The organism is Alkalihalobacillus sp. CinArs1 (genome assembly GCF_947387515.1).
Classification (GTDB): Bacteria; Bacillota; Bacilli; order Bacillales; family Guptibacillaceae; genus Guptibacillus.
Window position 1 is genome coordinate 265,210 of record NZ_CANDOB010000002.1, and the last position, 22,470, is coordinate 287,679.

General features: G+C 42.6%; 29 protein-coding genes and 1 riboswitch. Of the genes, 24 read left to right on the plus strand and 5 right to left on the minus strand.

The window, feature by feature from the left end; translation table 11 throughout:
- The first annotated feature begins 50 nt into the window (after positions 1 to 50).
- The 12 genes from PFZ69_RS09840 to PFZ69_RS09895 all read left to right on the plus strand — a co-directional run bounded on the left by PFZ69_RS09840 (position 51) and on the right by PFZ69_RS09895 (position 8,982).
- On the plus strand, positions 51 to 1,631 hold the full coding sequence (locus PFZ69_RS09840) for a long-chain-fatty-acid--CoA ligase (RefSeq protein ID WP_270180902.1): 1,581 nt from the start codon (positions 51 to 53) through the stop codon (positions 1,629 to 1,631).
- A 111-nt stretch (positions 1,632 to 1,742) separates the two neighbouring features.
- Positions 1,743 to 1,943 (plus strand): hypothetical protein, encoded by a 201-nt coding sequence (locus PFZ69_RS09845; protein WP_270180903.1) that lies wholly within the window; start codon positions 1,743 to 1,745, stop codon positions 1,941 to 1,943.
- Complete coding sequence (locus tag PFZ69_RS09850) at positions 1,927 to 2,571, plus strand: DUF3267 domain-containing protein (protein ID WP_270180904.1); 645 nt, start codon at positions 1,927 to 1,929, stop codon at positions 2,569 to 2,571. The genes PFZ69_RS09845 and PFZ69_RS09850 overlap by 17 nt, the downstream gene beginning before the upstream one ends.
- Complete coding sequence (locus tag PFZ69_RS09855) at positions 2,571 to 3,050, plus strand: DUF2306 domain-containing protein (protein ID WP_270180905.1); 480 nt, start codon at positions 2,571 to 2,573, stop codon at positions 3,048 to 3,050. The genes PFZ69_RS09850 and PFZ69_RS09855 overlap by 1 nt, the downstream gene beginning before the upstream one ends.
- Before the next feature lie 105 nt (positions 3,051 to 3,155).
- Positions 3,156 to 3,629, plus strand: a complete 474-nt coding sequence (locus PFZ69_RS09860; RefSeq protein WP_270180906.1) for a divergent PAP2 family protein — start codon at positions 3,156 to 3,158, stop codon at positions 3,627 to 3,629.
- 118 nt (positions 3,630 to 3,747) lie between these two features.
- Positions 3,748 to 4,122 carry a VOC family protein gene (locus PFZ69_RS09865; RefSeq protein WP_270180907.1) on the plus strand — a complete coding sequence of 125 codons (375 nt, stop codon included), beginning with the start codon at positions 3,748 to 3,750 and terminating at the stop codon, positions 4,120 to 4,122.
- A 439-nt stretch (positions 4,123 to 4,561) separates the two neighbouring features.
- A complete protein-coding gene (locus tag PFZ69_RS09870; RefSeq protein ID WP_270180908.1) occupies positions 4,562 to 5,092 on the plus strand; it encodes a GNAT family N-acetyltransferase in 531 nt (176 codons plus the stop codon).
- Between the two features lie 168 nt (positions 5,093 to 5,260).
- Positions 5,261 to 6,559 carry an ATP-binding protein gene (locus PFZ69_RS09875; RefSeq protein WP_270180909.1) on the plus strand — a complete coding sequence of 433 codons (1,299 nt, stop codon included), beginning with the start codon at positions 5,261 to 5,263 and terminating at the stop codon, positions 6,557 to 6,559.
- 75 nt (positions 6,560 to 6,634) lie between these two features.
- Positions 6,635 to 6,835 (plus strand): PspC domain-containing protein, encoded by a 201-nt coding sequence (locus tag PFZ69_RS09880; protein ID WP_270180910.1) that lies wholly within the window; start codon positions 6,635 to 6,637, stop codon positions 6,833 to 6,835.
- Between the two features lie 50 nt (positions 6,836 to 6,885).
- Entirely contained in the window at positions 6,886 to 7,566 is a 681-nt protein-coding gene (locus PFZ69_RS09885) for an HAD family hydrolase (protein ID WP_270180911.1), read from the plus strand.
- Positions 7,563 to 8,192, plus strand: a complete 630-nt coding sequence (locus PFZ69_RS09890) for a YdcF family protein (protein WP_270180912.1) — start codon at positions 7,563 to 7,565, stop codon at positions 8,190 to 8,192. The genes PFZ69_RS09885 and PFZ69_RS09890 overlap by 4 nt, the downstream gene beginning before the upstream one ends.
- A 19-nt stretch (positions 8,193 to 8,211) precedes the next feature.
- The gene (locus PFZ69_RS09895; protein ID WP_270180913.1) at positions 8,212 to 8,982 is read left to right on the plus strand and encodes an SDR family oxidoreductase; all 771 of its coding nucleotides are present in this window, start codon (positions 8,212 to 8,214) and stop codon (positions 8,980 to 8,982) included.
- A gap of 158 nt (positions 8,983 to 9,140) precedes the next feature.
- Here PFZ69_RS09895 and PFZ69_RS09900 read toward each other — a convergent pair whose 3' ends face one another.
- Together PFZ69_RS09900 and PFZ69_RS09905 are read right to left on the minus strand one after the other, a co-directional pair.
- Complete coding sequence (locus tag PFZ69_RS09900; protein ID WP_270180914.1) at positions 9,141 to 9,527, minus strand: hypothetical protein; 387 nt, start codon at positions 9,525 to 9,527, stop codon at positions 9,141 to 9,143.
- 162 nt (positions 9,528 to 9,689) lie between these two features.
- A complete protein-coding gene (locus PFZ69_RS09905; protein ID WP_270180915.1) occupies positions 9,690 to 10,277 on the minus strand; it encodes a hypothetical protein in 588 nt (195 codons plus the stop codon).
- A gap of 254 nt (positions 10,278 to 10,531) precedes the next feature.
- Here PFZ69_RS09905 and PFZ69_RS09910 point away from each other — a divergent pair, with 254 nt between their 5' ends.
- The 5 genes from PFZ69_RS09910 to PFZ69_RS09930 all read left to right on the plus strand — a co-directional run bounded on the left by PFZ69_RS09910 (position 10,532) and on the right by PFZ69_RS09930 (position 14,303).
- Positions 10,532 to 12,046 (plus strand): BCCT family transporter, encoded by a 1,515-nt coding sequence (locus PFZ69_RS09910; protein ID WP_270180916.1) that lies wholly within the window; start codon positions 10,532 to 10,534, stop codon positions 12,044 to 12,046.
- Positions 12,047 to 12,224: 178 nt separating this feature from the next.
- Positions 12,225 to 12,854 (plus strand): hypothetical protein, encoded by a 630-nt coding sequence (locus tag PFZ69_RS09915; protein WP_270180917.1) that lies wholly within the window; start codon positions 12,225 to 12,227, stop codon positions 12,852 to 12,854.
- Positions 12,855 to 13,068: 214 nt separating this feature from the next.
- A complete protein-coding gene (locus tag PFZ69_RS09920) occupies positions 13,069 to 13,680 on the plus strand; it encodes an LPXTG cell wall anchor domain-containing protein (protein WP_270180918.1) in 612 nt (203 codons plus the stop codon).
- Positions 13,681 to 13,839: 159 nt separating this feature from the next.
- Complete coding sequence (locus tag PFZ69_RS09925) at positions 13,840 to 13,992, plus strand: aspartyl-phosphate phosphatase Spo0E family protein (protein ID WP_270180919.1); 153 nt, start codon at positions 13,840 to 13,842, stop codon at positions 13,990 to 13,992.
- 23 nt (positions 13,993 to 14,015) lie between these two features.
- Positions 14,016 to 14,303, plus strand: a complete 288-nt coding sequence (locus PFZ69_RS09930) for a hypothetical protein (RefSeq protein WP_270180920.1) — start codon at positions 14,016 to 14,018, stop codon at positions 14,301 to 14,303.
- Between the two features lie 34 nt (positions 14,304 to 14,337).
- Here PFZ69_RS09930 and glnA read toward each other — a convergent pair whose 3' ends face one another.
- Positions 14,338 to 15,660, minus strand: a complete 1,323-nt coding sequence (gene glnA, locus PFZ69_RS09935) for a type I glutamate--ammonia ligase (protein WP_270180921.1) — start codon at positions 15,658 to 15,660, stop codon at positions 14,338 to 14,340.
- A 279-nt stretch (positions 15,661 to 15,939) separates the two neighbouring features.
- Here glnA and PFZ69_RS09940 point away from each other — a divergent pair, with 279 nt between their 5' ends.
- The 5 genes from PFZ69_RS09940 (at position 15,940) to PFZ69_RS09960 (ending at position 19,435) form a co-directional block, all read left to right on the plus strand.
- On the plus strand, positions 15,940 to 16,719 hold the full coding sequence (locus tag PFZ69_RS09940; protein ID WP_270180922.1) for a GNAT family N-acetyltransferase: 780 nt from the start codon (positions 15,940 to 15,942) through the stop codon (positions 16,717 to 16,719).
- The gene (locus tag PFZ69_RS09945; RefSeq protein WP_270180923.1) at positions 16,712 to 17,134 is read left to right on the plus strand and encodes a GNAT family N-acetyltransferase; all 423 of its coding nucleotides are present in this window, start codon (positions 16,712 to 16,714) and stop codon (positions 17,132 to 17,134) included. The genes PFZ69_RS09940 and PFZ69_RS09945 overlap by 8 nt, the downstream gene beginning before the upstream one ends.
- Before the next feature lie 61 nt (positions 17,135 to 17,195).
- On the plus strand, positions 17,196 to 17,696 hold the full coding sequence (locus tag PFZ69_RS09950; RefSeq protein WP_270180924.1) for a DUF1648 domain-containing protein: 501 nt from the start codon (positions 17,196 to 17,198) through the stop codon (positions 17,694 to 17,696).
- A gap of 138 nt (positions 17,697 to 17,834) precedes the next feature.
- Positions 17,835 to 18,788 (plus strand): ribose-phosphate diphosphokinase, encoded by a 954-nt coding sequence (locus tag PFZ69_RS09955; protein WP_270180925.1) that lies wholly within the window; start codon positions 17,835 to 17,837, stop codon positions 18,786 to 18,788.
- 104 nt (positions 18,789 to 18,892) lie between these two features.
- Positions 18,893 to 19,435, plus strand: a complete 543-nt coding sequence (locus PFZ69_RS09960; protein ID WP_270180926.1) for a FixH family protein — start codon at positions 18,893 to 18,895, stop codon at positions 19,433 to 19,435.
- Between the two features lie 70 nt (positions 19,436 to 19,505).
- On the opposite strand, the gene PFZ69_RS09965 is transcribed toward PFZ69_RS09960, so the two are convergent.
- Positions 19,506 to 20,252, minus strand: coding sequence for a Cof-type HAD-IIB family hydrolase (locus PFZ69_RS09965; protein ID WP_270180927.1), 747 nt, complete (start codon positions 20,250 to 20,252; stop codon positions 19,506 to 19,508).
- Between the two features lie 145 nt (positions 20,253 to 20,397).
- Positions 20,398 to 20,640 (minus strand): hypothetical protein, encoded by a 243-nt coding sequence (locus PFZ69_RS09970; protein ID WP_270180928.1) that lies wholly within the window; start codon positions 20,638 to 20,640, stop codon positions 20,398 to 20,400.
- A gap of 184 nt (positions 20,641 to 20,824) precedes the next feature.
- Between PFZ69_RS09970 and PFZ69_RS09975 the strand changes: the two genes are divergently transcribed.
- Together PFZ69_RS09975 and PFZ69_RS09980 are read left to right on the plus strand one after the other, a co-directional pair.
- Entirely contained in the window at positions 20,825 to 21,580 is a 756-nt protein-coding gene (locus tag PFZ69_RS09975) for an AAA family ATPase (protein ID WP_270180929.1), read from the plus strand.
- A 68-nt stretch (positions 21,581 to 21,648) separates the two neighbouring features.
- Positions 21,649 to 21,827, plus strand: a riboswitch (cobalamin riboswitch).
- A 149-nt stretch (positions 21,828 to 21,976) separates the two neighbouring features.
- A complete protein-coding gene (locus tag PFZ69_RS09980) occupies positions 21,977 to 22,447 on the plus strand; it encodes an acyl-CoA thioesterase (protein WP_270180930.1) in 471 nt (156 codons plus the stop codon).
- The last annotated feature ends 23 nt before the right edge of the window (positions 22,448 to 22,470 follow it).

Below are 22,470 nucleotides of genomic sequence, written 5' to 3' on the forward strand. Positions count from 1 at the left end.
TTAGAATAGTATGTAAACGCTTTAAATTCTCAAAAGGGAGAGTGGATGTGTTGAACGTACCATTAGTGCTAACTGATTTTCTTGATCGAGCTGTCGACCTGTATGGAGAAAAGCCCGCGATTATCGATGATGAGCGTGTGTTAACATACAACGAGCTGAATAGCCGTGTGAATCAGCTTTCACGTGGACTAAAAGCACTTGGAATCGAAAAAGGTGATAAAGTCGCTTACCTTGCACCGAATACGACTGAAATGCTAGAAGGATTCTATGGGGTGTATCAAGTCGGAGGTGTCATGACGCCGCTGAATACCCGACTCAATCAGACTGACTACCAATTTATACTGGAGCATAGTGAAAGTAAGGCGCTTTTTGTAGATGAAGAGCTTTTTCCTCTCGTGGAAAATGTACTCCCTCTCCTGCCTGAGCTTAAGCATGTGTTTGTTCACGGAAACAATCAAGACGGTGGACGAGCTTACGAGCCGTGGCTACGTACCTTCTCAGATGAAGCGTTTGAGCGAACGGAACTCGATGAAAATGATATCGCATCCCTGTTATACACGAGTGGAACGACGGGGGATCCGAAGGGAGTACTGCTGAGCCATCGCTCGAACTATCTTCATGCTCTATCCACGATGCACCATCTTCGTGTAAGTGATCAAGATACGCTGCTTCACGTGCTTCCTATGTTTCATGTGAATGGATGGGGTTCCCCCTTTTACTATACAGCGAACGGTGCTACGCAAGTGATGCTAAGAAAAACAGATCCGACTCTCATTTTAGATAAAATTAAGAAACACGGTGTTTCTATTCTCCATATGGCGCCAACCGTACTCAACATGGTCATTGAAGCGTTCGATGAAGAAAAGCCTGCGATCGATCAAGATGTACGAGTGGTGATCGCTGGGTCGGCGCCGCCTCCTGCTTTTGTTCGAAAAGTTGAAGAGGACCTGAGGTGGAAATTCATCCAGGTATATGGGATGACTGAAATCTCACCATTGATCACGACGTCAGAACTACGCTCGATGGACATCGATCTTCCATCTGAAGAAAGGTATAAGCTACAAGCAAAAGCAGGGTATGCGATGATTGGAAGCAAAGTAAAAGTCGTAGATGAACTTGGAGATGAGGTTCCACACGATGGAAGAGCGATCGGTGAAATCATCACGCGTACGAACGGCGTGATGGAAGGGTACTATAAAAATCCTGAAGCGACGAATGCGACGATCCGTAACGGGTGGCTTTATACAGGAGACATGGCTGTCGTGGATGAGGGTGGAACAATTGAAATCGTGGACCGAAAAAAAGATGTGATCATTAGCGGCGGAGAAAACATTTCTTCTATCGAAGTAGAAGCGACGCTTTACGAACATCCATCTATCTTGGAAGTCGCCGTTGTTTCAAAACCAGATGAAAAGTGGGGAGAGTCTCCACACGCAGTGGTCGTTCTTCGTGATGGCGAAACGCTGACAGAAGAGGAGCTGATCTCATTTTGCCGAGAAAAGCTTGCCCATTTTAAAGCCCCGAAAAGCGTGTCGTTCATGGACGAACTGCCAAAAACAGCATCAGGTAAAATACAGAAGGTCGTGATTCGAAAATCGTTCTGGAAAGATAAAAATAGATTAGTAAACTGAGTGAAGTAAGGCATTTCCTACGTGGAAATGTCTTTTTTTAAAACCAAAAAAAGGAAATAGGGGAGCGGAATCGAAAGAGTGATGTGGCGAATAAAAAGGAAGGGGAGCAATATGAGAAGAGTATCTGTTCTAGGGAAGATTAATTTAGTTCTTGGGCTGGTGTTTCTAACTGTTGGGATTTCGCTCGTTTTCTTAGATGGCTCGAGGTCTCTCATCATTGCATTTGCAGCTCTTGGCTTAGCTTTGATTCTATCATCACTATTTTTAAACAAATCGCTGGTTAAAAAGGGTAGCAATGAAATATCAAAGTAACTTGCCAAAGGTCGATGAGCGTGAGCATAGTAAGCTGTTAAATGAAGGGTGGACGCCGTTAATCGAACCCCAGAGTGTGATGAGTGCCACTTTTCGCTCGATCCCTTTCATGATTCTGACGACACTTCTAAGTGCATGGATCATCATAGTAACTTCCTCACTTACGCTAAAAGATTTTGGAATCACCTCGAGCACGGATTCCCTAACACTGAGTATTCACGTTGGGTTCCTTATCGGCATCTTCCTTCTGCTTGTCGTTCATGAACTCCTTCATCTTATATTCGTACCACAATTTTTAAAGTCAGATAAAACGTATATCGGGTTAACGTGGTTCGGAGGGTATGTGGTAACAGAAGAGAAGCTATCGAAAACACGATACTTGTGGGTCACGGCAGCCCCTTTTATTATCCTATCGGTTCTATTGCCGCTCGTTCTAAGTTTAATCGGCCTGTTAACACCGATGATAAAGATGTTGATTTTATTAAACGCAGCCTCATCTTCAGTTGATATGTTGAATGTGGTCCTTATTACAAAACAAGTGCCAGCGAACGCTACGTTACGAAACAACGGGATGAAAACATATTGGCGGAAGAGTGAGGGGGAGCGCAAAAACGCAGGAGGTTTTTAATGGAGGTTTTATTAGCTGTACATATTCTTGCAGGAACGATCTGCTTGATCACCGGTATTGGTGCGATGGTGTTTAAGAAGCGGAAAGGGAAGCACACGAACGTTGGACAAGTTTACCATGCATCTTATGTCCTCGTATTCATCACAGCCGTACTGATGGCGATCGTTCACTGGCAAGAGAGTCAATACCTTTTCTATATCGCATTGTTTTCATATGGTCTCGCCTTAGTCGGATTTCTATCGGTTAAAAAGAAAAAATCGAAGAGATGGTTAACGCTCCATATCGGTGGCATGCTCGGTTCTTATATTGGCATTGTAACGGCCACGCTCGTAGTCAATGTTTCTAAGATTCCAGTTTTGAACGAACTGCCAACGATTTACTATTGGTTTTTACCTACGATTATTGGGACGCCTATCATCAGAATGGTAGGACAACGATACAAAGCGAAAAAGCCTAGGAAGATGAAAACAGCGGTTTGATGCCGAAATTTGAAAATGTGAAGTAATCTCGATTCACTCGAATAAAACCGCCCCACTTAGGGTAATGGGAATAAAAGAATACTAGCTTAAGTGGAGGGTGAAAAGATGCAGAAAATGAATAGAGGAATCCTCACAGCAGTGTCCTCGATCGCAATCGCACAAGGATTGAAGATTTTAACGTACAAGCGGTTAACAGGGAATTGGGATTTCAAGCAGGTAGCAACAACGGGCGGAATGCCGAGCTCCCATTCAGCAGGGGTATCCGCTCTTGCGACGTATATCGCTGCAAACAAAGGCTCGCGTCATACGGAAACAGCTCTGGCTGCAATATTCGGTGTGATCGTCATGTACGATGCCCAAGGGATCCGCCGTCATACAGGGGAAATCGCACAACTCGTGAACGATCTCGAAGACAATATCGCTGAGATTTCAAATTCTGGTCAATTTGCAAGTTTTGAATTCGTAGAACGCGAAAAAGAACTAAAAGAGCTCTTAGGTCACCAGCCTGTTGAGGTGCTCGGCGGAGCGCTTCTCGGTGCCGTACTAGGGTTCTTTTCGGCGAAACTAGAAAACAAATAATCGAAAGAGGCGCTTGCCGAGTGTAGGGGTTTTCTTTAGATAGTTTAAAAGAGCAGCTTTAACGATGTAGAAGCCCCAAAGTACATGTTTTCAACACATGATTAGGAGGGGGTATAGAATGGTAAGTCCGATCGCAAACAAAGTACATACCATTTTTGTTCATGTTACTGATTTAGAACGCTCTGTGCGTTGGTATACAACGTTACTTGGTCAAGAGGTCAGTTTAGACGAAGTAGCGAATCCCGTCTACAATTTGAAGATCGATCATCATACAGGAGTTGTCCTCGATGCTGGTCCTGAGGGAGAAACGAAGAGAGTTGACCCATCAAAGCATCCGGTCTTTAATTTCCATGCTGATGATATTCAAAAGGCTTATGAATATGTAAAAGAACTCGGATATACAGTTGACTCTGAAATCGTGCATTTCGATGACTTTTCTTTCTTCAATACTGAAGATCCTGATGGAAATATCGTGATGATTTGTACAGGGTGATCCAAGAACAATGAAGAGGGACTTCATACGAAGTTCCTCAGCTTGTCGAGAAACCTATGCACATATTCGGTTCTCCCAACGCCGTAGTCGATGACGATCGCATGCTTTCCGCGGACGAACGTCCAAGCCCGAGGTGAAGCCTACACCCCGGTCTCGGCCGCCCGTTCTACCGCAGGAGTCCGCGATCGTCTCTCCTACTTGAAGAGAATAAATCCCAAAAAACATTCCGTCTCAATGGTTTAACAGACGAATATTGGAATTCTGCTCTTCCTTTTACCCATTAACGGTAATTTGAAAATGGAATTCATCATAACACTGAGACTTTCTCTACAATCTAGGGAGGGACTTCATACGAAGTTCCTCTTTTTGTGTGCTTCATGATTTTCTTGCATTCAACACATAGTATAGAGAAAGGCTTTCTCAGATGGAGAGTGACGGTATGAAGAAGATCATCCTAACGACTGATCGACTCGTTCTACGGGAAATGTACCGAGAAGATGTTGATCACCTTTTAGAAATGTTTCAGGATCCTGAAGTGATGAAGTATTACTCTGGTTTGAAAAATCGAGAAGAGACGAGGAAATGGATCGAATGGACGCGCGAAAACTATGGTAAGTATGGTGTTGGGTTATGGATCGTCGAAGGTAAGAGCACTGGTGAATTCCTAGGACAGTGCGGTCTCGTTTTACAGAAAGTCGATGGCAACATGGAGATCGAACTAGGATATTTATTGAAGAGATGCCAATGGGGAAAGGGGATCGCACTTGAAGCTGCACGTGCTTGTAAACACTATTGGTATGAAAAGATGACTGCAGAGAGAGTGATTTCTCTTATCGATCCTCTTAACGATCGATCGGCAAAACTCGCAGCTCGAATTGGGATGAAGTATGAAAAGCGTATTAGGAAATGGGAAAAGGAACTAGATCTTTACTCATTTTATCGTAGTGATTTCACCCATATTCAGGAATAAATAGAAGGTTCTGTATAAGTTGGGATTCGATTGTACTAAGGATAGATTCAGGACTATTTTACCTTTTTGTGAACATTTACGAAGCGGGCATTAGTAAAAGAGGAATAGGACTTTTGGGGCAGAATGTATAGTGGTGTACTCACAAAAATCTAGATGTGTGGTGAAACCATGATATTGACGGCTAAGAGTGTGCTATTAAACCTTCTGGTGGTTTTTGCCCCATTAAGTATCATTCAGGTTTTCTATCTCCTCCAGCATACGAACTTTTTGAAACGTTCCTCTAAATGGATCCTTACTATTTTTCCTGGTATTTCAATCGTCTTTTGTATGATGTATCCCTTTGTATTTAACGATGAATTTATTCTAGATTTCAGAAGAATTCCTTTTATATTGGGTGGGCTGTATGGTGGTCATTGGGTTGCGTTCGGATACCTGATCGTCACACTTGGGTTCCGCTATTCCATCGGTGGTTCTGGATTTATCACGACGCTTATCTTCTTCGGCGGACTTGCGATCATCATTTCATTCTTGTCTCCTATGTTTAAAAAACTCGATCTGAAGCATAAGCTTCTATTAGCCCTGGCGCTCGATAGCGTTGTTGGATGGTTTTCGGCAGGGTTTAGTTTAGCATTCTATGATACTGGTTTACCTACGAATGTGTGGGTTGTCTTCAATATCACTTCGTCAATTGGAATCATCGTCGCCATCCTCGTGTATGAAGTATTCATCAGTCAGTTTAACTTATTGAATTCGGTTATGGAAGGTCAAAAGCTGAAGGTCGCTAGCCATCTTGCGGCAAGTATTTCTCATGAAGTAAGAAATCCGCTTACCGTTAGCAGAGGTTTCCTTCAGCTCATCGATAGCGATGTGAAAGACCCAAAAACAAAGGGCTATATGGATCTTGCGATAAAAGAAATCGACCGAGCAACGGATATCATCAACGACTATCTCACGTTTGCGAAGCCGTATCCAGAGAAGTACGATGTGATTGAAATTGAAAGGGAACTCTACACGAGTCTAAACGTCATTCAACCACTCGCCACGATGAACGATGTGACGATCACTTCGCATATCGAACTCCCATCAACGATTATCGAATATGAAAAGAAAAAGTTCCAGCAGTGTATTATGAACATCTTAAAAAATAGTATCGAGGCGATGCCTGAAGGAGGTACATTGACCGTTGAGGCGACTAAAAAGGGCAGCAAAGTAATCATCACGATTTCTGATACGGGTGTCGGCATGACGCCTGAACAGCTTTCACGCATCGGTGAACCGTTTTTTACTACGAAAGAAAAAGGGACGGGCCTCGGCATGATGGTGACTCATAGTATCATTTCTGCGATGAACGGTCATCTGTCATTTGAAAGCAAGCCTGGTAAGGGCACGACCGTTACGATCTTTCTTGAAGTGAAAGAATCCTCTACAACAGGTTTTGCAGAACAGTCTAAGAAAGGAATCTCTTAATGAAACTTTTGAAACCTTCTCATAGGGGGAATCGTATAGATAGACAAGTACCCATTAAGAAAGGTGGATGTTCGTATGAAAAAGCTATACAAATCAACGCAAGATCGGAAATTATCAGGTGTGTTAGGCGGACTGAGTGAAGTTTGGAACATGGATGCAAGCATGTTACGAATTGTTTTCGCGGTGTTGACCGTTTTATTAGTAGGACTCCCGATGGTCCTCATCTATGTGGTAGCAGCACTAATCTTGCCAGATGATAAGGATGTTTGGGAATAAGGTGAAGACAGTAGTCTTCACTTTTTTTATTGAGAAGGAGGGAAACGTGCATGAAGGCAGTTCTTTTTGACCTAGATGGAACCTTATTAAATCGAGATGCTTCGCTCGAAGCATTCATTCGTGACCAATACGACCGCTTTCCACAGGTAGTGGGTCACATTCCGAAGGACGTATATTGTGAAGCATTTATCAAATTTGATCAGCGCGGTTACGTTTGGAAAGATAAGGTGTATCAACGGATGATCTCAGAATTCAAGTTGAAAGGTGTGACCCCTGAGGAACTATTACACGACTACGTAAGCGAATTTAAGCATCACTGTGTCCCGTTTCCAAATCTCGTAGCGATGCTTGAAGAGCTAACGTCTCGTAACCTTACGTTAGGGATTATTTCTAATGGATTTGGACAGTTTCAGATGGATAATATAAAAGCGCTAGGCATTCAAGGTTATTTTGATGCGATTTTCATCTCAGAGTGGGAAGGATTAAAGAAGCCAGAGGCGAACTTGTTCTATCGGGCACTGAGTAAGCTCGGTGCATTGCCAGAAGAGAGCTTATTTATCGGTGATCATCCTGAGAATGACGTACACGCTGCCAAGCGAATCGGGATGAAGGGAGTCTGGAAGAAAGATAATCATTGGGAAACACCGGATGCTGATGCGGTGATCGATGATCTGATAGAGCTTCCACGTTTACTCGATAAACTGGAGCCAGAGAAGGAGCGAAAACATTGAAGCCAGTCATACCGAAAGCACCAACGATGCCAGAACTAGCGCAGCATGAATGGAACGAAATCGAAGAGGTCGTTTTTGGAGAAGTGAAGACGCCTCGGCGGTGTGATGTTCTATTTATCTATAGCGGCACACATCCAGGACACTGGGAAAAAGCGATTGAAGCCTATCACAATGGATATGCGAAAGACATAATCGTCACAGGCGGAAAGAGTTTAACGGGCGTTCCTCACCCTGATTGGGATGATGAAGTCGCTTCAGAAGCGGATGTGATACTCTCCCACCTTCAGGGTAATGGGGTGCCTAAAGAATGTATCACGTACGAAAAGAAATCGACCAATACACTAGAAAACGTGATCTATGCGAAGGAAGTGTACGATTTTAGCCGTACGAAATCTGTTATGTACATATGTAAAAGTCATGCAGCAGGACGCCAGTATCGAACGCTAGCAAAACATCTTCCGAGTTCAATCGAGTACACTTCGTACACGTTTGATTGTACCTATAACGGTGTACGCGTTGGAAGGGGTAATTGGATGGATACAGAGGAAGGTAGAAAACGCGTTTGGGGAGAATACCTAAGGATTCAGCACTATGGAGAGCTAGGGCATATTTTGGCAGTTCAATAGGATGTAAGGAGATCACAATATGATTGAACGAATAGCGATTATTACCGGGGCAAGCCGGCCTAAAGGCATTGGTGCCGCGATTTGTCGTGAGCTAGCTTCAAAAGGGGTTCATGTCTTTTTTACTCATTTCACTCCCTTTGATGAGACGACTGGATATGATGATGCAGATCATCAGTGGGCAGAGACATTTGCGAGTGAGCTTAGAAGAAAAGGCGTAAACGTTGGTCACATGAACTTGGATCTAGCAGATAAAGACGCGCCGGACCAACTACTTGATAACGTTGAACGAGAGCTTGGGAAACCTACCATTCTCGTAAACAACGCAGCACACTGCGAAGAAGTAAGCTATAAAGAATTAACAGCTGAAATACTAGCAAAACACTTTGAAGTTAACGTTCAGGGAGCGTGTATGCTGACGGTGGAATTCGCGAAGCGGTTAGAAGGGACGCGGTTAGGCGGACGGATCGTGAATCTAGTGTCTGGGCAAGACAAAAGTCCGGTAGCAGGAAACCTGGCCTACATCACATCAAAAGGGGCTATCTCTGCTTTTACAAGGTCACTAGCGACAGAGGTTGCATCTGAAGAAATCACGGTGAATGCGGTTGATCCTGGCCCGACCGATTCTGGTTGGATGGATCAAGCAACGCAAGAGTTTTTAAAACCTAAGTTTCCAACGGGACGAATCGGGACACCAGAGGATGCAGCGCGTTTGATTTCATTTCTCACAAGTGAAGAAGCAAGGTGGGTAACCGGTCAGATCATTCATTCAGATGGCGGATTTTGGGATTGAACTAACCTGAAAAATGGACACTTATAAGATGGTGTCCATTTTTTTGTTTTTTCTATGGATAAACTCGTTTCTAATAAAAACAGACCCCGGTTCAAAACCGAGGTCACGCGTAGTGTAAGTTTTATGCAGGTTGTGGAAGGCTGTTGATCTTCCAGGTTTTATTTGACTGTATAGCCAAGAATGTGGTCAGAAAATACAACAAACTCATCTAGGTGAATCTTTGAGTCAGGAGACCCAATTTGAGTAATCGTAACGTTCTTCATATACACATTTGCGGCAACATTGAATAATTGCTTATCAGTGACATCAATTGCAGGGTTCAGCTCATAGTCTTGAAGCGCAGCGCCTAGAATTGGTTCTTTTTCAATATCTTCAGCTAGTTCTTTAGCAAACTCTCCTTCTATAAACATCGAGTCAGTAACGACTACTAATTTACTGGATTGAGGTCTATTCACTTGCAACTCCTCAATCTTTCCTTCCACTTCTACGAGCGTCAGTTTTTTAAAATCAATGACTTCTTCATTCTTAATCGCTTGTCCGTTCATAATAGCCCCCATGAAAAGATTGTTGTACATCCCATACTACTATTCAAGGTAACTTTCCCTACTCCTTCTTCACTTTTTACAATTCTTTTAGAAAGAGTGATTAGCGGGCTTTCTTAAGTTCATTAAAAAAACTGTGGTCCTTGCTTGACCACAGTTTTGTATTTATGCATGTACGCGTCTTCTAGCTACTAGAATAAGTGCGCCAGCTAACACTGCGCCACTACCGATCAGCATCATTGTTGGAAGGTTTGTTGAAGTGTCTGGCATTTCTCCGCCAGATGAATCATTCGCAACATGATTCATACGATCAGCGAATACCCACTTCCCTGCTTCGTATTTGTAGTGAATCGTTAGGGTGTATTCTCCGCGCATGTTATTTTCATTTGGTTGAGTAAGTTTATAATGATTTTCATTAATTTTTTCGAGGGTGTAATCTTTGTTGTCGAGTAGTCTTACGGGGCCATCTCGGGCGATTTTGATGAGTTTTCCATCGCGTTCTTCAAAGAACGTATCAACATAATGATCAGCCAGCGGCCAAACCATTATGCTTTTGAACTCTTGCTCCAAACGATCGATTGAATCGTACTTCTTTACTTCGTTTTCCTTGTTCGTTTCAAGTTCGATCAGCTCATCGAATTGATTCTCTAACTCCTCCACCGGTGGCTTTCCATGGTCTTCAGCATAAACTGGGTTGTTCATGCCTAAGAAGAGTAGACCAACTACGACGAGTGCAGAAATGAATCGAAACAATGTAAAACCTCCTTAATTAGTGTACATATTTTATGTTCCGGGTTTATCTGGAAGTTAAACGTATTTTAGTAAATTTTCTGTAAAAAAATTAATATTTGTGATCTTTCTGTAATAATGCAAAGCGTTAAGAACTTTAGAAACTTTTTTGCGATTTTTGTCTTACATCGTCAGTTTTTAGGGTAATAGGGGGGAGGGACCTTATTCGCATAGGTTTTATACAGCAGCATTCAAATCGTTATGATGAGGTGAAAGGATTGAAGAACGTTACGTCGGTTTTTTGGTACGGATTATTGATTTGTGGATTAGTAGTCCTATGGGGAGCAGTAGCTCCATCTAATTTAGAAAGCGTCACATCAGCTGTGACAGGATATATATCAACACAGTTCGGATGGTATTATCTCTTAATCGTTATGGTCATTCTAGGATTTTGTATCTACTTAATCTTTTCGCCATTTAAAAATATTAAGCTTGGTGGAAAGAATGAAAAGCCCGAGTTTCCGCTTGCAACATGGTTTGCGATGCTCTTTAGTGCAGGCATGGGAATGGGCATGGTGTTTTGGACTACTGCTGAGCCAATTTCTCACGCATTTAAAAGTAGTCCGAACGGACAAGAAGGAACGCCTGAGGCCATTCAGCAATCTCTCGAGTATTCATTCTTTCATTGGGGCGTCCATGCGTGGGCAGTGTACTCGTTAGTTGCCCTCGTGCTGGCATACTTTAAATTCCATAAAGGGTACCCGGGGTTGATCAGTGCCACGCTCATTCCGCTGTTCGGGAAGAAAAGAATGGAGGGAATAGCAGGGACGTTGATCGATACGCTTGCGGTCGTCGCGACAGTTGTAGGAGTCGCTGCAACGCTTGGATTTGGAACGGCTCAGATTAATGAAGGGTTAGCGTTTCTCTTTGGTACTCCGAGTAACTTTGGAATGCAGCTTTTGATCTTAGTTGTGTCAACGATTCTTTTCATCGCATCTGCATGGTCAGGAATTAGTAAAGGAATAAAGTATTTAAGTAATATCAACTTAGGATTAGGCTTTGTATTACTTCTAATGCTGCTTATCGTTGGACCAACGCTTTATATCATGAACATGTTTACGAATACGATCGGAGGTTATTTTACAAACTTCTTCGATATGAGTTTCAATATGAATCCAAACAACGAAGACCGTCAGTCATGGGTGAAAGGATGGACGGTGTTCTACTGGGCATGGTGGATCTCATGGTCTCCGTTCGTCGGAATCTTTATTGCGAGAATTTCACGAGGACGTACGATCAAAGAATTTATGCTTGGCGTACTCTTCGTTCCATCGATCGTCTGCTTCATCTTTTTCTCAGTGTTCGGGGTATCAGCACTCGATCTTCAGCAGCAGGGGATCGCAATGATCTCAGATTATTCTCTTGAAACGGCGACGTTCGCCGTGCTTGAGCAGTATTCACTAGGGACGCTCATGACGATCATCACACTCTTTGTGATCGCGATTTTCTTTATCACGTCAGCAGACTCTGCGACGTTTGTGCTTGGGATGCTCAGTACGACAGGTAGCCTGAATCCAGCCGCACCTGTGAAGATTCTCTGGGGACTTAGTCTTTCTGCAATGGCAGCGATCATTATCTACTTCGGAGGGACACAGGGACTCCAGAACATGCTTATCATCGCAGCCTTCCCGTTCTCCGTCGTGATCCTCATGATGGGATACTCATTCTTTAAAGCCGCAAATGCGGAAGTGAAAGAGAATAAGACAAATATACGTACGAATAAAGCGAGTTGAATTAGGAGTATTGAAGGAAGCTGAATGGGTCAGCTTCCTTTTTTTGTATAAATTAGTGGTAATTACTTGAATTTAGACCTCGCTATGGTAGTATTATGAACAGGCGTAAGATTACATCAATATTACGAAAGTTAAAATTATTACATAAACGCGCCAAAAACTTTTTGGAGGTTTTGTAATGACTAGAATTCTTTCTGTACTCGTCATGGTCACGTTACTGTTTATGGGTTTCCAAAACACTGCGTCAGCACATGGACACGGAGAGCCACCGGTAAAGGAGATTGAAGAGAAGTTTCTTGGTTTTTATAATAATTTGAACGCCGATCCTGAAACACATGTTGTAAACAACTATCATTCCATGGAAGAGATGGAAAAAGTCTTTGCACAAATTATGGTTCCTGGGCTTGCTGAAGCATATGTTAGTGAATTTTTTAAGGAAGAGGATGGGAAGCTCCTTCACCGACCTCAAGATGGTCCATCATCGATCGAATTCAATTCCCATTATGATCTACAAAAAGTGAACAACAACCACTATAAGCTATCTCAAAAATTAACGGGAGAATTGCACGGCGGCCAAACGCTTACAATCGATTATATATACCAATCAGGGAAGTGGATTTTCGGAAACCGAAACAACATTCTTCCAGAAGTTCATGTCGATGGGAGTACTGACGACAACCACGACGAGACTACAGGTGATCAATTGCCTGATACAGCTACATTCTTCCCGACATCTATCATGGTCGGTGTTAGTGTCATGCTTGTTGGTGCACTTTTACTAGTTGCTAGAAAACGTTCAAACGCTTAGTTAATAGGTTCATATTATGAGAATTGCTGATTTGTCAGCTTTATTCTTATGTAAGACATGGCTTGTATTGGAATCTTTTTGCACAAACTAATGGTAAATACTTGCATTCGAATGAGACTATGCTAGTATACTAGACAGGCGCAAGATTACAGTCATATTACAAAGATTAAAATTATTACATAGACGCGCCGAAAAATTTTCAGGAGGTTTTACAGTGAAAAGAATACTTTCCGCACTCGTTATTGTCACTGGTTTACTGTTTATGGGGTTCCAAAACACAGCATTAGCTCAGGATCATGGAGAGCCCCCAGTAAAGGAATTAGAAGCGGATTTTAACGAGTTATTACAAGTAAAGAATGAAGAAAGCTCACTTATTTCAAAAGGCTACGATACTATCGAGAAGTTGGAGCAAGTCTTTGGCGAAATTATGGTCCCTGCACTTGCAGAAGTGTATGTTGGAAGTCTCTATAAAGAAGAAGATGGAAAGGTCATGGTCCTACCACAAGATGGTCGCCAAACAATCGATTTCAATCGTGAATATGATTTTACAAAAGTGAATGACAATCATTACAAGCTTTCACAAGTTGCCACAAGCGACCTGTATGAGGGTCATACGTTAACAATCGATTATATCTACAAATCTGGTGAATGGATTTTTGGTAACCGTAATAACCTTCTTCCAGAAGTGCATGTAGATGGTGGAGAGGAAGAAGGAGATCAATTACCTGATACAGCAACACCATTTCCAGCGTACATGTTGATCGGCGCAGGTATCATGATGAGTGGTGCAATCGTATTAGTTGCTAGAAAACGCTCAAACGCTTAATAGAATAATAGAGTTGAAAAGGGAAGCTGAACATGCAGCTTCTCTTTTTTTGTTTTGTTAAAGAATTGTTTCTCTCCGCGGTCTTCTAAAATTTAACAGAAAAAGGATTTTTTATGTTACTCTAATGATAGTAACCAAATAACGTAAGGAGTTCGGTAGGTGAAGAAGTTGGAGGAAGAAATATATGAGCTGCGGATGGCGCTTTACGAAGTGGCGTTTGAAGCAGATACTTTTTCAAGTGAAGAAGTCATAGAACTAAGTCAAAAGCTGGATGAGAAATTAGTGAAACTTCAAATAGAGAAGGAAGAGTAAATGTAGTTGAAAGGAGTATGCGGTTGCCAACTTCAGTGCTAGGTAGAGTTTGTGCAGTGCCTCTTTTCTTTTATTTGGGTGTGTTGATCGCTTTGGTCGTAGGGATCTATCAAGATGCTCCACTTGGAGCAATCACACTAGTGATGAAGGTTGGGATCTTTGCGGGCTTTCCTATCTTCATCATTTCTATCTTCGCGGTTAGAAAAGAAATGTTCTATAAAAAATTTGTTCCTGTACTTTCACTAGTCATAAGTTTTTTCTCGTTAATCGGCACATTCTTTTTCATGTTTATATGGTCTTTCGGAGGATAAAAAAATCCGCTCAAACTTTGAGCGGATTTTACTTTTACTTATTCATATAACGTTCAACTTCCCACTGACTTACGTTCAGAGAGTAGTCGATCCATTCTTTTTCTTTGTCTTCGATGTAGCATCTAGACGTATGCTCACCTAGAGCGTCGATTACGACTTGGTCTTCTTTAAGTGCTTTGATCGCTTCTTTTAGGTTTGTTGGAAGCGTTGGTACATCATCTGTAGACACTTCGTAAAGGTTACGAGACTCTGGTTCACCTGGGTCAAGCTCGTCACGAATTCCTTCCAGACCTGCGTGTAGTACTGCAGCTAGCGTCAAGTAAGGGTTCGCTGTAGGGTCTGGGTTACGGATCTCAAAACGTGTACCCATTCCACGAGTAGTTGGAACGCGGATCATACAGCTACGGTTAGAGTGAGACCAAGCAACACTTACAGGTGCTTCATAACCTGGTACAAGACGCTTATATGAGTTAACGTTCGGGTTTGTAATTGCCGCAAGACCATTCGCATGGTGAAGAATACCAGCCATGAAGTGTTTCATCGTATCAGAAATTCCGTCTTCTTTGTTTTCGTCAAAGAATGCACTCTCGCCATCTTTAAATAGAGAAAGGTGGCAGTGCATACCAGAACCGTTCTCACCTGCGAATGGTTTAGGCATGAATGTCGCGTGATAATCATGTCCAGTCGCAACGTCTTTTACAACGCTCTTGAACGTTTGGATGTTGTCTGCAGCTTTCAATACACTGTCAAAACGGAAATTGATTTCGTGCTGTCCTTTTGCTACCTCATGGTGAGAAGCTTCCATCTCAAAACCATATTTCTTCAACGTGCGAACGATATCGCGTCGTACTTGGTCACCTTTGTCTTTAGGTGATGCATCGAAGTAACCACCGCGGTCATTCATTTTGCGGATCGGGTAGCCTTCATCATTCAGTTGGAATAAGAAGAATTCTGGTTCAGGTCCAACGTTTACAGTATAGCCAAGATCTTGTGCTTCTTTCATCGCTCGTTTTAAAATATAGCGAGGGTCACCTTCGAACGGTTCACCGTCTGGCGTGTGAATATCACAAATGAAGCGTGCGATGCAGTCCGTGTCGACCGCTTCAGGAAGTACTTTGAATGTTTCAAGATCTGGGAACAAGTACATATCACTTTCTTGAATATCTGAAAAGCCTGCGATTGAAGAGCTGTCGAACATCGCTTCATTGTTCATTACACTTTCGATCTCTTCAACAGGAAGCTCTACGTTCTTCGTTTCACCAAGCATGTCTGTAAACTCTAGGCGAATAAATTCTACATTCTTTTCATGAACCTCATCCAAAATAACTTGTTTAATGCCTTCTTTTGTAATCGTCATACATTACCTCACCTTTAGAAAGTTTTTTAACTATTCACTATTTTACCGATAACAACGTATAAGTGTGGATTTATGTAAGGAATCCTGACATAAAATTTCACTTTGTCTATCAGCTATAGAAATAAATACCCTTATTTCGTTCACGTAAACCGCTCAAATAACAATCCATGATAGAAATGGTTTCCAAATGCTTCACTTTGCAAGACAATGATAGTATGTGTAAAAAGATTTGAAATTTGTATCACTTTGTATCAAAAATTTTATTCATTGAGGTGTCGTATGCAGAAGCATGAATTAAAAGCGTTGTTTGATGAAGAAATGAGAAAAAACGTTACGCCTCCAGGCTTCCGAAGGGAAGAAACCGATCATGTTATTCGTCACGTTTCAGTCCATCAAGATGAACATGGTTTCATCATCTTTTCTAACTTGACGAATGCTGACGCTAAAAAGGTTATTACGGGTGAAAAGGACCGCTTTGCTACATTAAAACAGGAGTTTGAGTGGAAAGTTTATAGTTATGACGAGCCTTCAAACCTTGTGGATCTTTTAGAAGATGAAGGGTTTAAGAAAGGTGAAAAAGAAGCGCTTATGGTCATCCCGCTTTCTGATGACCACTTTTTATTAAGTCACGATACATCACATGTGAAGGAAATAACCGATTTGGAAGGAATCAATGCCATCATGAAGCTTGAAGAAAGCATATGGAATCACTCTTTCGCAAGCTTAGGAGAACGGTTATGGCGTGACTTTAGAAATACGAATTCACTCTCCTTATATGGGATATATGAAGCTGGCGAATTGGTAAGTGCTGCCTGGATGTACTTGGAGGGAGAGAATTTTGCGAGCATGTGGGGTGGATCCACGTTACCACAGCATAGGAAAAAGGGACATTACACGGCACTTTTAGCTGCACGTGCGAAAAAAGCGAAAGAAATGGGGCATCCTATTTTAATGGTCGATGCAAGTCCGATGAGTGAACCAATTTTACAAAAGTGTGGATTTGAACGATTAGGGTATTCGTATGGCATGCTGTATCCTGGAGGGAAGTCACATGATTAAAGAAATGAAGTCGGTTGAAGAAATAAGGGAAGCCTTTCTCGTAATGAGTGAGCTGCGCACGAATTTAGATGAAGAATCGTATTTAGAGTATGTGGATGAAGCGCGTAAAAAAGACATGTACCACCTGTATGCACTCTATGAGGAAGGGGAAATCGTAGCCGTCATCGGCTTTACACCGATGATCACCTTATACTACGGAAGAAGTGTATGGGTTTATGATCTTGTGACTCGAAAGGAAGATCGCTCGAAAGGGTACGGCAAGTCGCTCCTTTCCTTTGTGGAGAAGTGGGCTAAAGACCATGGCTATAGTTCCATCGCACTTTCCTCAGGTCTTCAAAGGCATGATGCGCATCGATTTTATGAAGAAAAGATGGCTTATGATAAAGTGAGCTATGTCTTTAAAAAGGAACTCTAAAAAGGAAACTTCCTCACCCTCCATTCGTATAGTATAGTAGACACGAAAAGGAGGGATGACGATGGGGACTCGAAATAGACCGAACATTACTATCGAAAAACCATTTCTACATAACATCCTAGACATCATAGGGATCTCAGCATTACTCCTTTCAATCGCTTATGTTGTGCTCAACTGGTCAAGCATTCCTGAGGTGGTGCCTCACCATTTCAACGCTGCTGGTGAACCTGATCGGTGGGGAGACAAGTGGACGGTTTTCCTTTTACCTTCGATTGGGGTACTCATGTGGATTGGGCTTTCGTTCCTTGAGCGTATCCCTGACTCTTACAATTATGTTGTTAAGATAACTGAAGGAAACGCTGAAAGGCAGTATTACTATGCCGTTACGATGATTCGCCTTCTAAAAAATGAAATCGCAATCTTCTTTGCTTTATTGAGCCAGAAAATCGTTGAGATGTCGAGTACCCAAGAAACCCTCGAGTTTTGGATTGTTCCGGTATTCCTAGTCATCCTATTTGGTACGATCATCATTTATCTCGTGAAATCCATACGGTGGCGATAAGGAACAGGGCAAGATTTCCTTTAATTTTTTGAAGAAAGTTGTACGGGCGCTGTGTTATAGTTGAAGAGAGAATGATTCCCTTACATTACGTTTTGATTGGAAACTTCCTATCGAAATGAACCATAAAGGAGCTACGCTATGCTACGCCAAGAAAAAGACGTGAAAGTATTTGGTTTGAATTCAAACCCTGAACTTACAGAAGAAGTTGTAAAACTTCTTGGAATCGAGTCAGGTAAGTCTTCCGTTAAGCGCTTCGCAGACGGTGAGATCAATATGAACGTTGAAGAAAGTATTCGCGGATGCGATACATATCTAGTTCAGTCCATCGGTGGGGCTGGATTAGGAAACGACTATTTGATGGAGCTCCTCATCATGATCGATGCATTGAAGCGAGCTTCTGCAAAAACGATCAATGTTGTGCTGCCATACTATGGCTATGCACGTCAGGACAGAAAAACCGGTCCAAGACAGCCGATCACAGCGAAACTGATCGCAAACATGCTCGAACGATCTGGTGCAACAAGAGTCCTAACGGTCGACCTACATGCGAACCAGATCGAAGGCTTCTTCAACATTCCGGTTGACCAGGTTTCTGGTATTCCTGTACTAGCCGAATACTTTGAGAAGAAACAGCTTGAGGATATCGTAATCGTTGCCCCAGACAACAGCAGTGCACTGCGTGCCCGTAAACTCGGATCCCTGCTTGATGCTCCGATCGCATTGATCGATCGTCGTTCATACGACACAGGTGAGCCTTCTACAATCAACGTAATTGGAGATGTAGTAGGTAAAACAGCGATCATTATCGATGATATGATCGATACAGCGAAAAACGTGACGTTCACTTCTCAAATCTTAGAAGAGCACGGTGCGAAAGAAGTGTACGCGACATTCACGCATCCGGTCCTTTCAGGCACGGCTACACAAGAAATCGCACAATCGAATATTAAAGAAATCGTTGTGACGAACACGCTGCCTTTACCGAAGAGCGGTGACATCGATAAGATCACAGTCCTTTCGATCGCACCATTGCTTGCAGAAGCAATCCGCATCGTTCAAGAGAAACTGTCGATCAGTAAGATTAGAAAATAGGTAATAGAAGAGAGAAGCTGAGTGTTCAGCTTCTTTTTTTTGTATAGTGTGATCGAATAGATAAATGCTATCGTTAGCTAGTTAAAACGTAAGGAGAGGTTACTATGAGAATGTTAGCAATACTTGGTCTTTCACTCATGTTAGTTGCATGTGGTACAGGTGAAGAAGGAGCAACTGAAAATAGTGGTGAGTCGAACTCACCGGAAATGAAAGAAGAGAACGATGGGGCGACCGACGATAACAAGATGAAAGAATCGGAGGAGAAGGGTTCTGATCGTGAGGAAGGCATGGCAGATTCACTAAGTGTTGAGATTATAAAAAAAGAGAACAATCAGGAAGGTCATCATGATTCTGGCCTCATGATCATGCTCGAACAAGGATCTGAAAATCCAGCTACACTGACAGCGTTGGTCCAAAAGGAAGACGATGCAGTGGAAGGGGCGAGTGTGCGCTTTGAATACTGGAAAGAAGGAGAAGAGAAGCACATATACACTGATGCTGAGGAGATAGAGAGTGGAGAATATCAAGCGGAAACAGAGATTATGGATGAAGGGACCTACAACATGAAGGTTCATGTTGAAAAAGGGGACAACCTTCATACACATAAACCCTATACACTGGAAGTGAAGACTGCACAATCTTCATAAAGAGTCATACAAAAAGGCTGAGTGAATGTTCCATTCACTCAGCCTTTCGACATAAAGCGGGTGGTGCCTGTCACTCGCCCTTCATAATGTGGTCGATTGCGTGTGCGACACCGTGCTCTGTATAAGATTTCGTAATCCAGTCTGCTGCTTCTTTTACGGGCTCCTGTGCGTTGCCCATCGCAACACCGAAGCCAGCTTCACGAATCATCGCAATATCGTTCATACTATCTCCAACAGACATCACTTCGTCCATGGAAAGATCAAGCCATTTCGTTACTTTGCGTAGCGCAGCTGCTTTGTTTACACCTGCAGGGTTGATTTCCATGTTAGTTAAACTAGAGTTTGTGACTTCTAGTGCATCGTTGCTCATCACTTCATCTAAAATAACCTGGCGCACGTCGTCGTCTTTCACATCGAAACCGAATTTCAACCAGTCATATTCATGAAGATCTTTCTCGAACGGAGTATTCGAATTAAATACTCCTTCAGTTGTGGAAGACCAGAACCAAACATCATGCTTTTTCTTAAGATCCCAAAGGTTCGCGACAATCTCACTATCGAGGTGCGTACTGTCAACAAGGTTGAAATGCTGATCATAAATTTGACCCCCGTTTACCGTGATCAAGTAAGCTGATTCGCCTAACTGTTCTGCAATCTCACGACAGAAAGGGAGAGAGCGCCCAGTGCTGATCACAACATGATACCCAGCTTCTTTCGCACGGCGCACTGCGTCCTCATTTTCCTTCGACACTTCGCCTTCATGATTAACGAGCGTGCCATCCATATCTAACGCGATTAACTTTATCTCTTTTTTCATCTCATCCACTCCTATCTTTCGCTGACTCTATTCTAATACAAATGAAACGAAATCTGTAGTCGAGTGGTTTTTTATAGGCAAAAAAAAAAAGAGAACCTGATGAATAGGTTCTCTAAGGTTATTGAGTTTTAGTAAGTTCTGACAACTATTCCTCTCTCTTCTTCCCAAATACTTTCTTCGAAGCACCTTTGATCATTTTCTCAGCCTTATCTGCCGTTTTTCCTACAGCATCTGTGCCGGCCTTACTCACATTCTTCACAAAATCAGTAGACGTATCAGAGACCTTGCCAACGAGACCGCCTTTTCCGCTAACAGACTTCACCATATCATTAACTGTATCCGCAGATTTATTCACAAGATCGTTTGCTTGTTTGGAGGTTTTCTTCACCAGGTTTTCGTCTTGTTTCTTTTGATCAGAAATAAGATCTCCTCCTTAAAAAATGAAATTCATTACTATACATATGGTTGAATTCCAGTGAATATGCGTCTTTTTTTCATTTTACATTATGCGCTTCTCGTGTGAGTGGTATGATGAATAGAACCTACGTTTGTAAGTTAGGGGGCAATTAGCAATGAAGTTAACGCAAGAAACCCAGTATGTGAAACGTCTCAATGTAAAGGAAGATGAGATCCCTTCATACGATTTCTTTCCATTTGATCTCCCGGTAATTAAGCATTTTAAGGAGCTTTTGTTTCACCCAAACGTGACGTACATCGTTGGTGAGAATGGGATGGGGAAATCGACGCTGCTTGAAGGGATGGCGATTAAGTATGGGTTCAATCCTGAAGGCGGGACGCTTAACTTTAATTTTTCGAGCTATGATTCTCACTCAAACTTAGATCACTATTTGCGACTGGCAAAAGGCGTTTATAAGGCGAAGGATCATTTCTTCTTCAGAGCGGAAACGTATTATAATCTCGCTACAAATATTGAAGAGTTAGATGCTGATCCGTTTGCGGGGGCAAAAGTCGTCGATGGGTTTGGAGGCAAATCGCTCCATCAACAATCTCACGGAGAATCCTTTTTCGCGGCTTTTACCAATCGGTTTCGAGGAGAAGGGTTATATATTTTAGATGAACCTGAGGCAGCACTTTCTCCCATCAGACAGCTGTCGATGCTTGCCCGCATCCACGAACTGGTCGAGCAGGGGTCTCAGTTTATTATCGCCACACACTCGCCGATCCTTATGGCGTACCCAGATTCGAAAATGATTGTGCTGAGTGAAGATGGAATGACTGAGACAACATTAGAGGAGACGGAACACTTTAAGGTGATGAAAGAGTTTTTTGATGATAAAGATCGGTTGCTGCATCACTTGTTTCAGTGAACAGCGGCAAGTTTGACAGATCATCAACAATAGGAGATAGTAAATTTTAGGTAAGAACGTTTTCTTACTAACTGAATAGGCCTTATGGTGGCTTTTATAAAAAGCTGAAAAGGGAAGTTTGGTGAAAATCCAGCGCGGTCCCGCCACTGTGAAGAGGAGGCACATCGCAATACCACTGTTTCAAAACGGGAAGGGCGATGTGCTGAGGAATCTGAGTCAGGAGACCTGCCATAAGGAAGAGCATTGATTCCTACGGGAGATAGGAGGGTGTTACGTGGAAAGTACTAACGGATACTGTTTGGTGATTCCGTGATTTCGTGACGTTTATTTCTAGCGCATCTTCAACTTGGAGATGTGTTTTTTTGTTTCTTGAAAAAGTGAAGGAGGAACGCAATCATGGAATCTTTACCAGTAAGCTATTCGAAAATGACACAAACAAGGTTGGTGTTACCGCCAGATACGAATCATTTGGATACGATTTTTGGAGGAAAAGTGTTAGCATACATCGATGAAATCGCAGCATTAACGGCTATGAAACACTCAAATTGTGTGGTCGTGACGGCATCGATCGACTCTGTTGATTTTCTATCATCCGCGAAAGTTGGAGATGCGTTAACGCTCGAGGCTTGTGTCACGAGGTCCGGTCGAACGTCGATGGAAGTGTATGTGAAGGTGTACGCAGATGATCTTCTTCACGGACGAAAAGTGATGACGACAGAATCGTTTTTAACGATGGTTGCGGTCGACTCAGAAGGGAAACCGAAAGCCGTGCCAGGCATCCTACCTGAAACGGATGAAGAGAAGAGGCTGTACGACACTGCGCCTTCAAGGAAGGAACATCGTCAGAATCGTTCAAGGTTAAGGTGATAATGGAGGGTCCCTCAGGTAAC

Excerpts from the sequence above, each read along its gene's own strand:
- PFZ69_RS09845 (WP_270180903.1), top strand. The coding sequence starts at position 1,743 with ATGAGAAGAGTATCTGTTCTAGGGAAGATTAATTTAGTTCTTGGGCTG.
- PFZ69_RS09850 (WP_270180904.1), top strand. The coding sequence starts at position 1,927 with ATGAAATATCAAAGTAACTTGCCAAAGGTCGATGAGCGTGAGCATAGT.
- PFZ69_RS09855 (WP_270180905.1), top strand. The coding sequence starts at position 2,571 with ATGGAGGTTTTATTAGCTGTACATATTCTTGCAGGAACGATCTGCTTG.
- PFZ69_RS09860 (WP_270180906.1), top strand. The coding sequence starts at position 3,156 with ATGCAGAAAATGAATAGAGGAATCCTCACAGCAGTGTCCTCGATCGCA.
- PFZ69_RS09865 (WP_270180907.1), top strand. The coding sequence starts at position 3,748 with ATGGTAAGTCCGATCGCAAACAAAGTACATACCATTTTTGTTCATGTT.
- PFZ69_RS09870 (WP_270180908.1), top strand. The coding sequence starts at position 4,562 with ATGAAGAAGATCATCCTAACGACTGATCGACTCGTTCTACGGGAAATG.
- PFZ69_RS09875 (WP_270180909.1), top strand. The coding sequence starts at position 5,261 with ATGATATTGACGGCTAAGAGTGTGCTATTAAACCTTCTGGTGGTTTTT.
- PFZ69_RS09880 (WP_270180910.1), top strand. The coding sequence starts at position 6,635 with ATGAAAAAGCTATACAAATCAACGCAAGATCGGAAATTATCAGGTGTG.
- PFZ69_RS09885 (WP_270180911.1), top strand. The coding sequence starts at position 6,886 with ATGAAGGCAGTTCTTTTTGACCTAGATGGAACCTTATTAAATCGAGAT.
- PFZ69_RS09895 (WP_270180913.1), top strand. The coding sequence starts at position 8,212 with ATGATTGAACGAATAGCGATTATTACCGGGGCAAGCCGGCCTAAAGGC.
- PFZ69_RS09900 (WP_270180914.1), bottom strand. The coding sequence starts at position 9,527 with ATGAACGGACAAGCGATTAAGAATGAAGAAGTCATTGATTTTAAAAAA.
- PFZ69_RS09915 (WP_270180917.1), top strand. The coding sequence starts at position 12,225 with ATGACTAGAATTCTTTCTGTACTCGTCATGGTCACGTTACTGTTTATG.
- glnA (WP_270180921.1), bottom strand. The coding sequence starts at position 15,660 with ATGACGATTACAAAAGAAGGCATTAAACAAGTTATTTTGGATGAGGTT.
- PFZ69_RS09940 (WP_270180922.1), top strand. The coding sequence starts at position 15,940 with ATGCAGAAGCATGAATTAAAAGCGTTGTTTGATGAAGAAATGAGAAAA.
- PFZ69_RS09945 (WP_270180923.1), top strand. The coding sequence starts at position 16,712 with ATGATTAAAGAAATGAAGTCGGTTGAAGAAATAAGGGAAGCCTTTCTC.
- PFZ69_RS09950 (WP_270180924.1), top strand. The coding sequence starts at position 17,196 with ATGGGGACTCGAAATAGACCGAACATTACTATCGAAAAACCATTTCTA.
- PFZ69_RS09955 (WP_270180925.1), top strand. The coding sequence starts at position 17,835 with ATGCTACGCCAAGAAAAAGACGTGAAAGTATTTGGTTTGAATTCAAAC.
- PFZ69_RS09960 (WP_270180926.1), top strand. The coding sequence starts at position 18,893 with ATGAGAATGTTAGCAATACTTGGTCTTTCACTCATGTTAGTTGCATGT.
- PFZ69_RS09965 (WP_270180927.1), bottom strand. The coding sequence starts at position 20,252 with ATGAAAAAAGAGATAAAGTTAATCGCGTTAGATATGGATGGCACGCTC.
- PFZ69_RS09975 (WP_270180929.1), top strand. The coding sequence starts at position 20,825 with ATGAAGTTAACGCAAGAAACCCAGTATGTGAAACGTCTCAATGTAAAG.
- PFZ69_RS09980 (WP_270180930.1), top strand. The coding sequence starts at position 21,977 with ATGGAATCTTTACCAGTAAGCTATTCGAAAATGACACAAACAAGGTTG.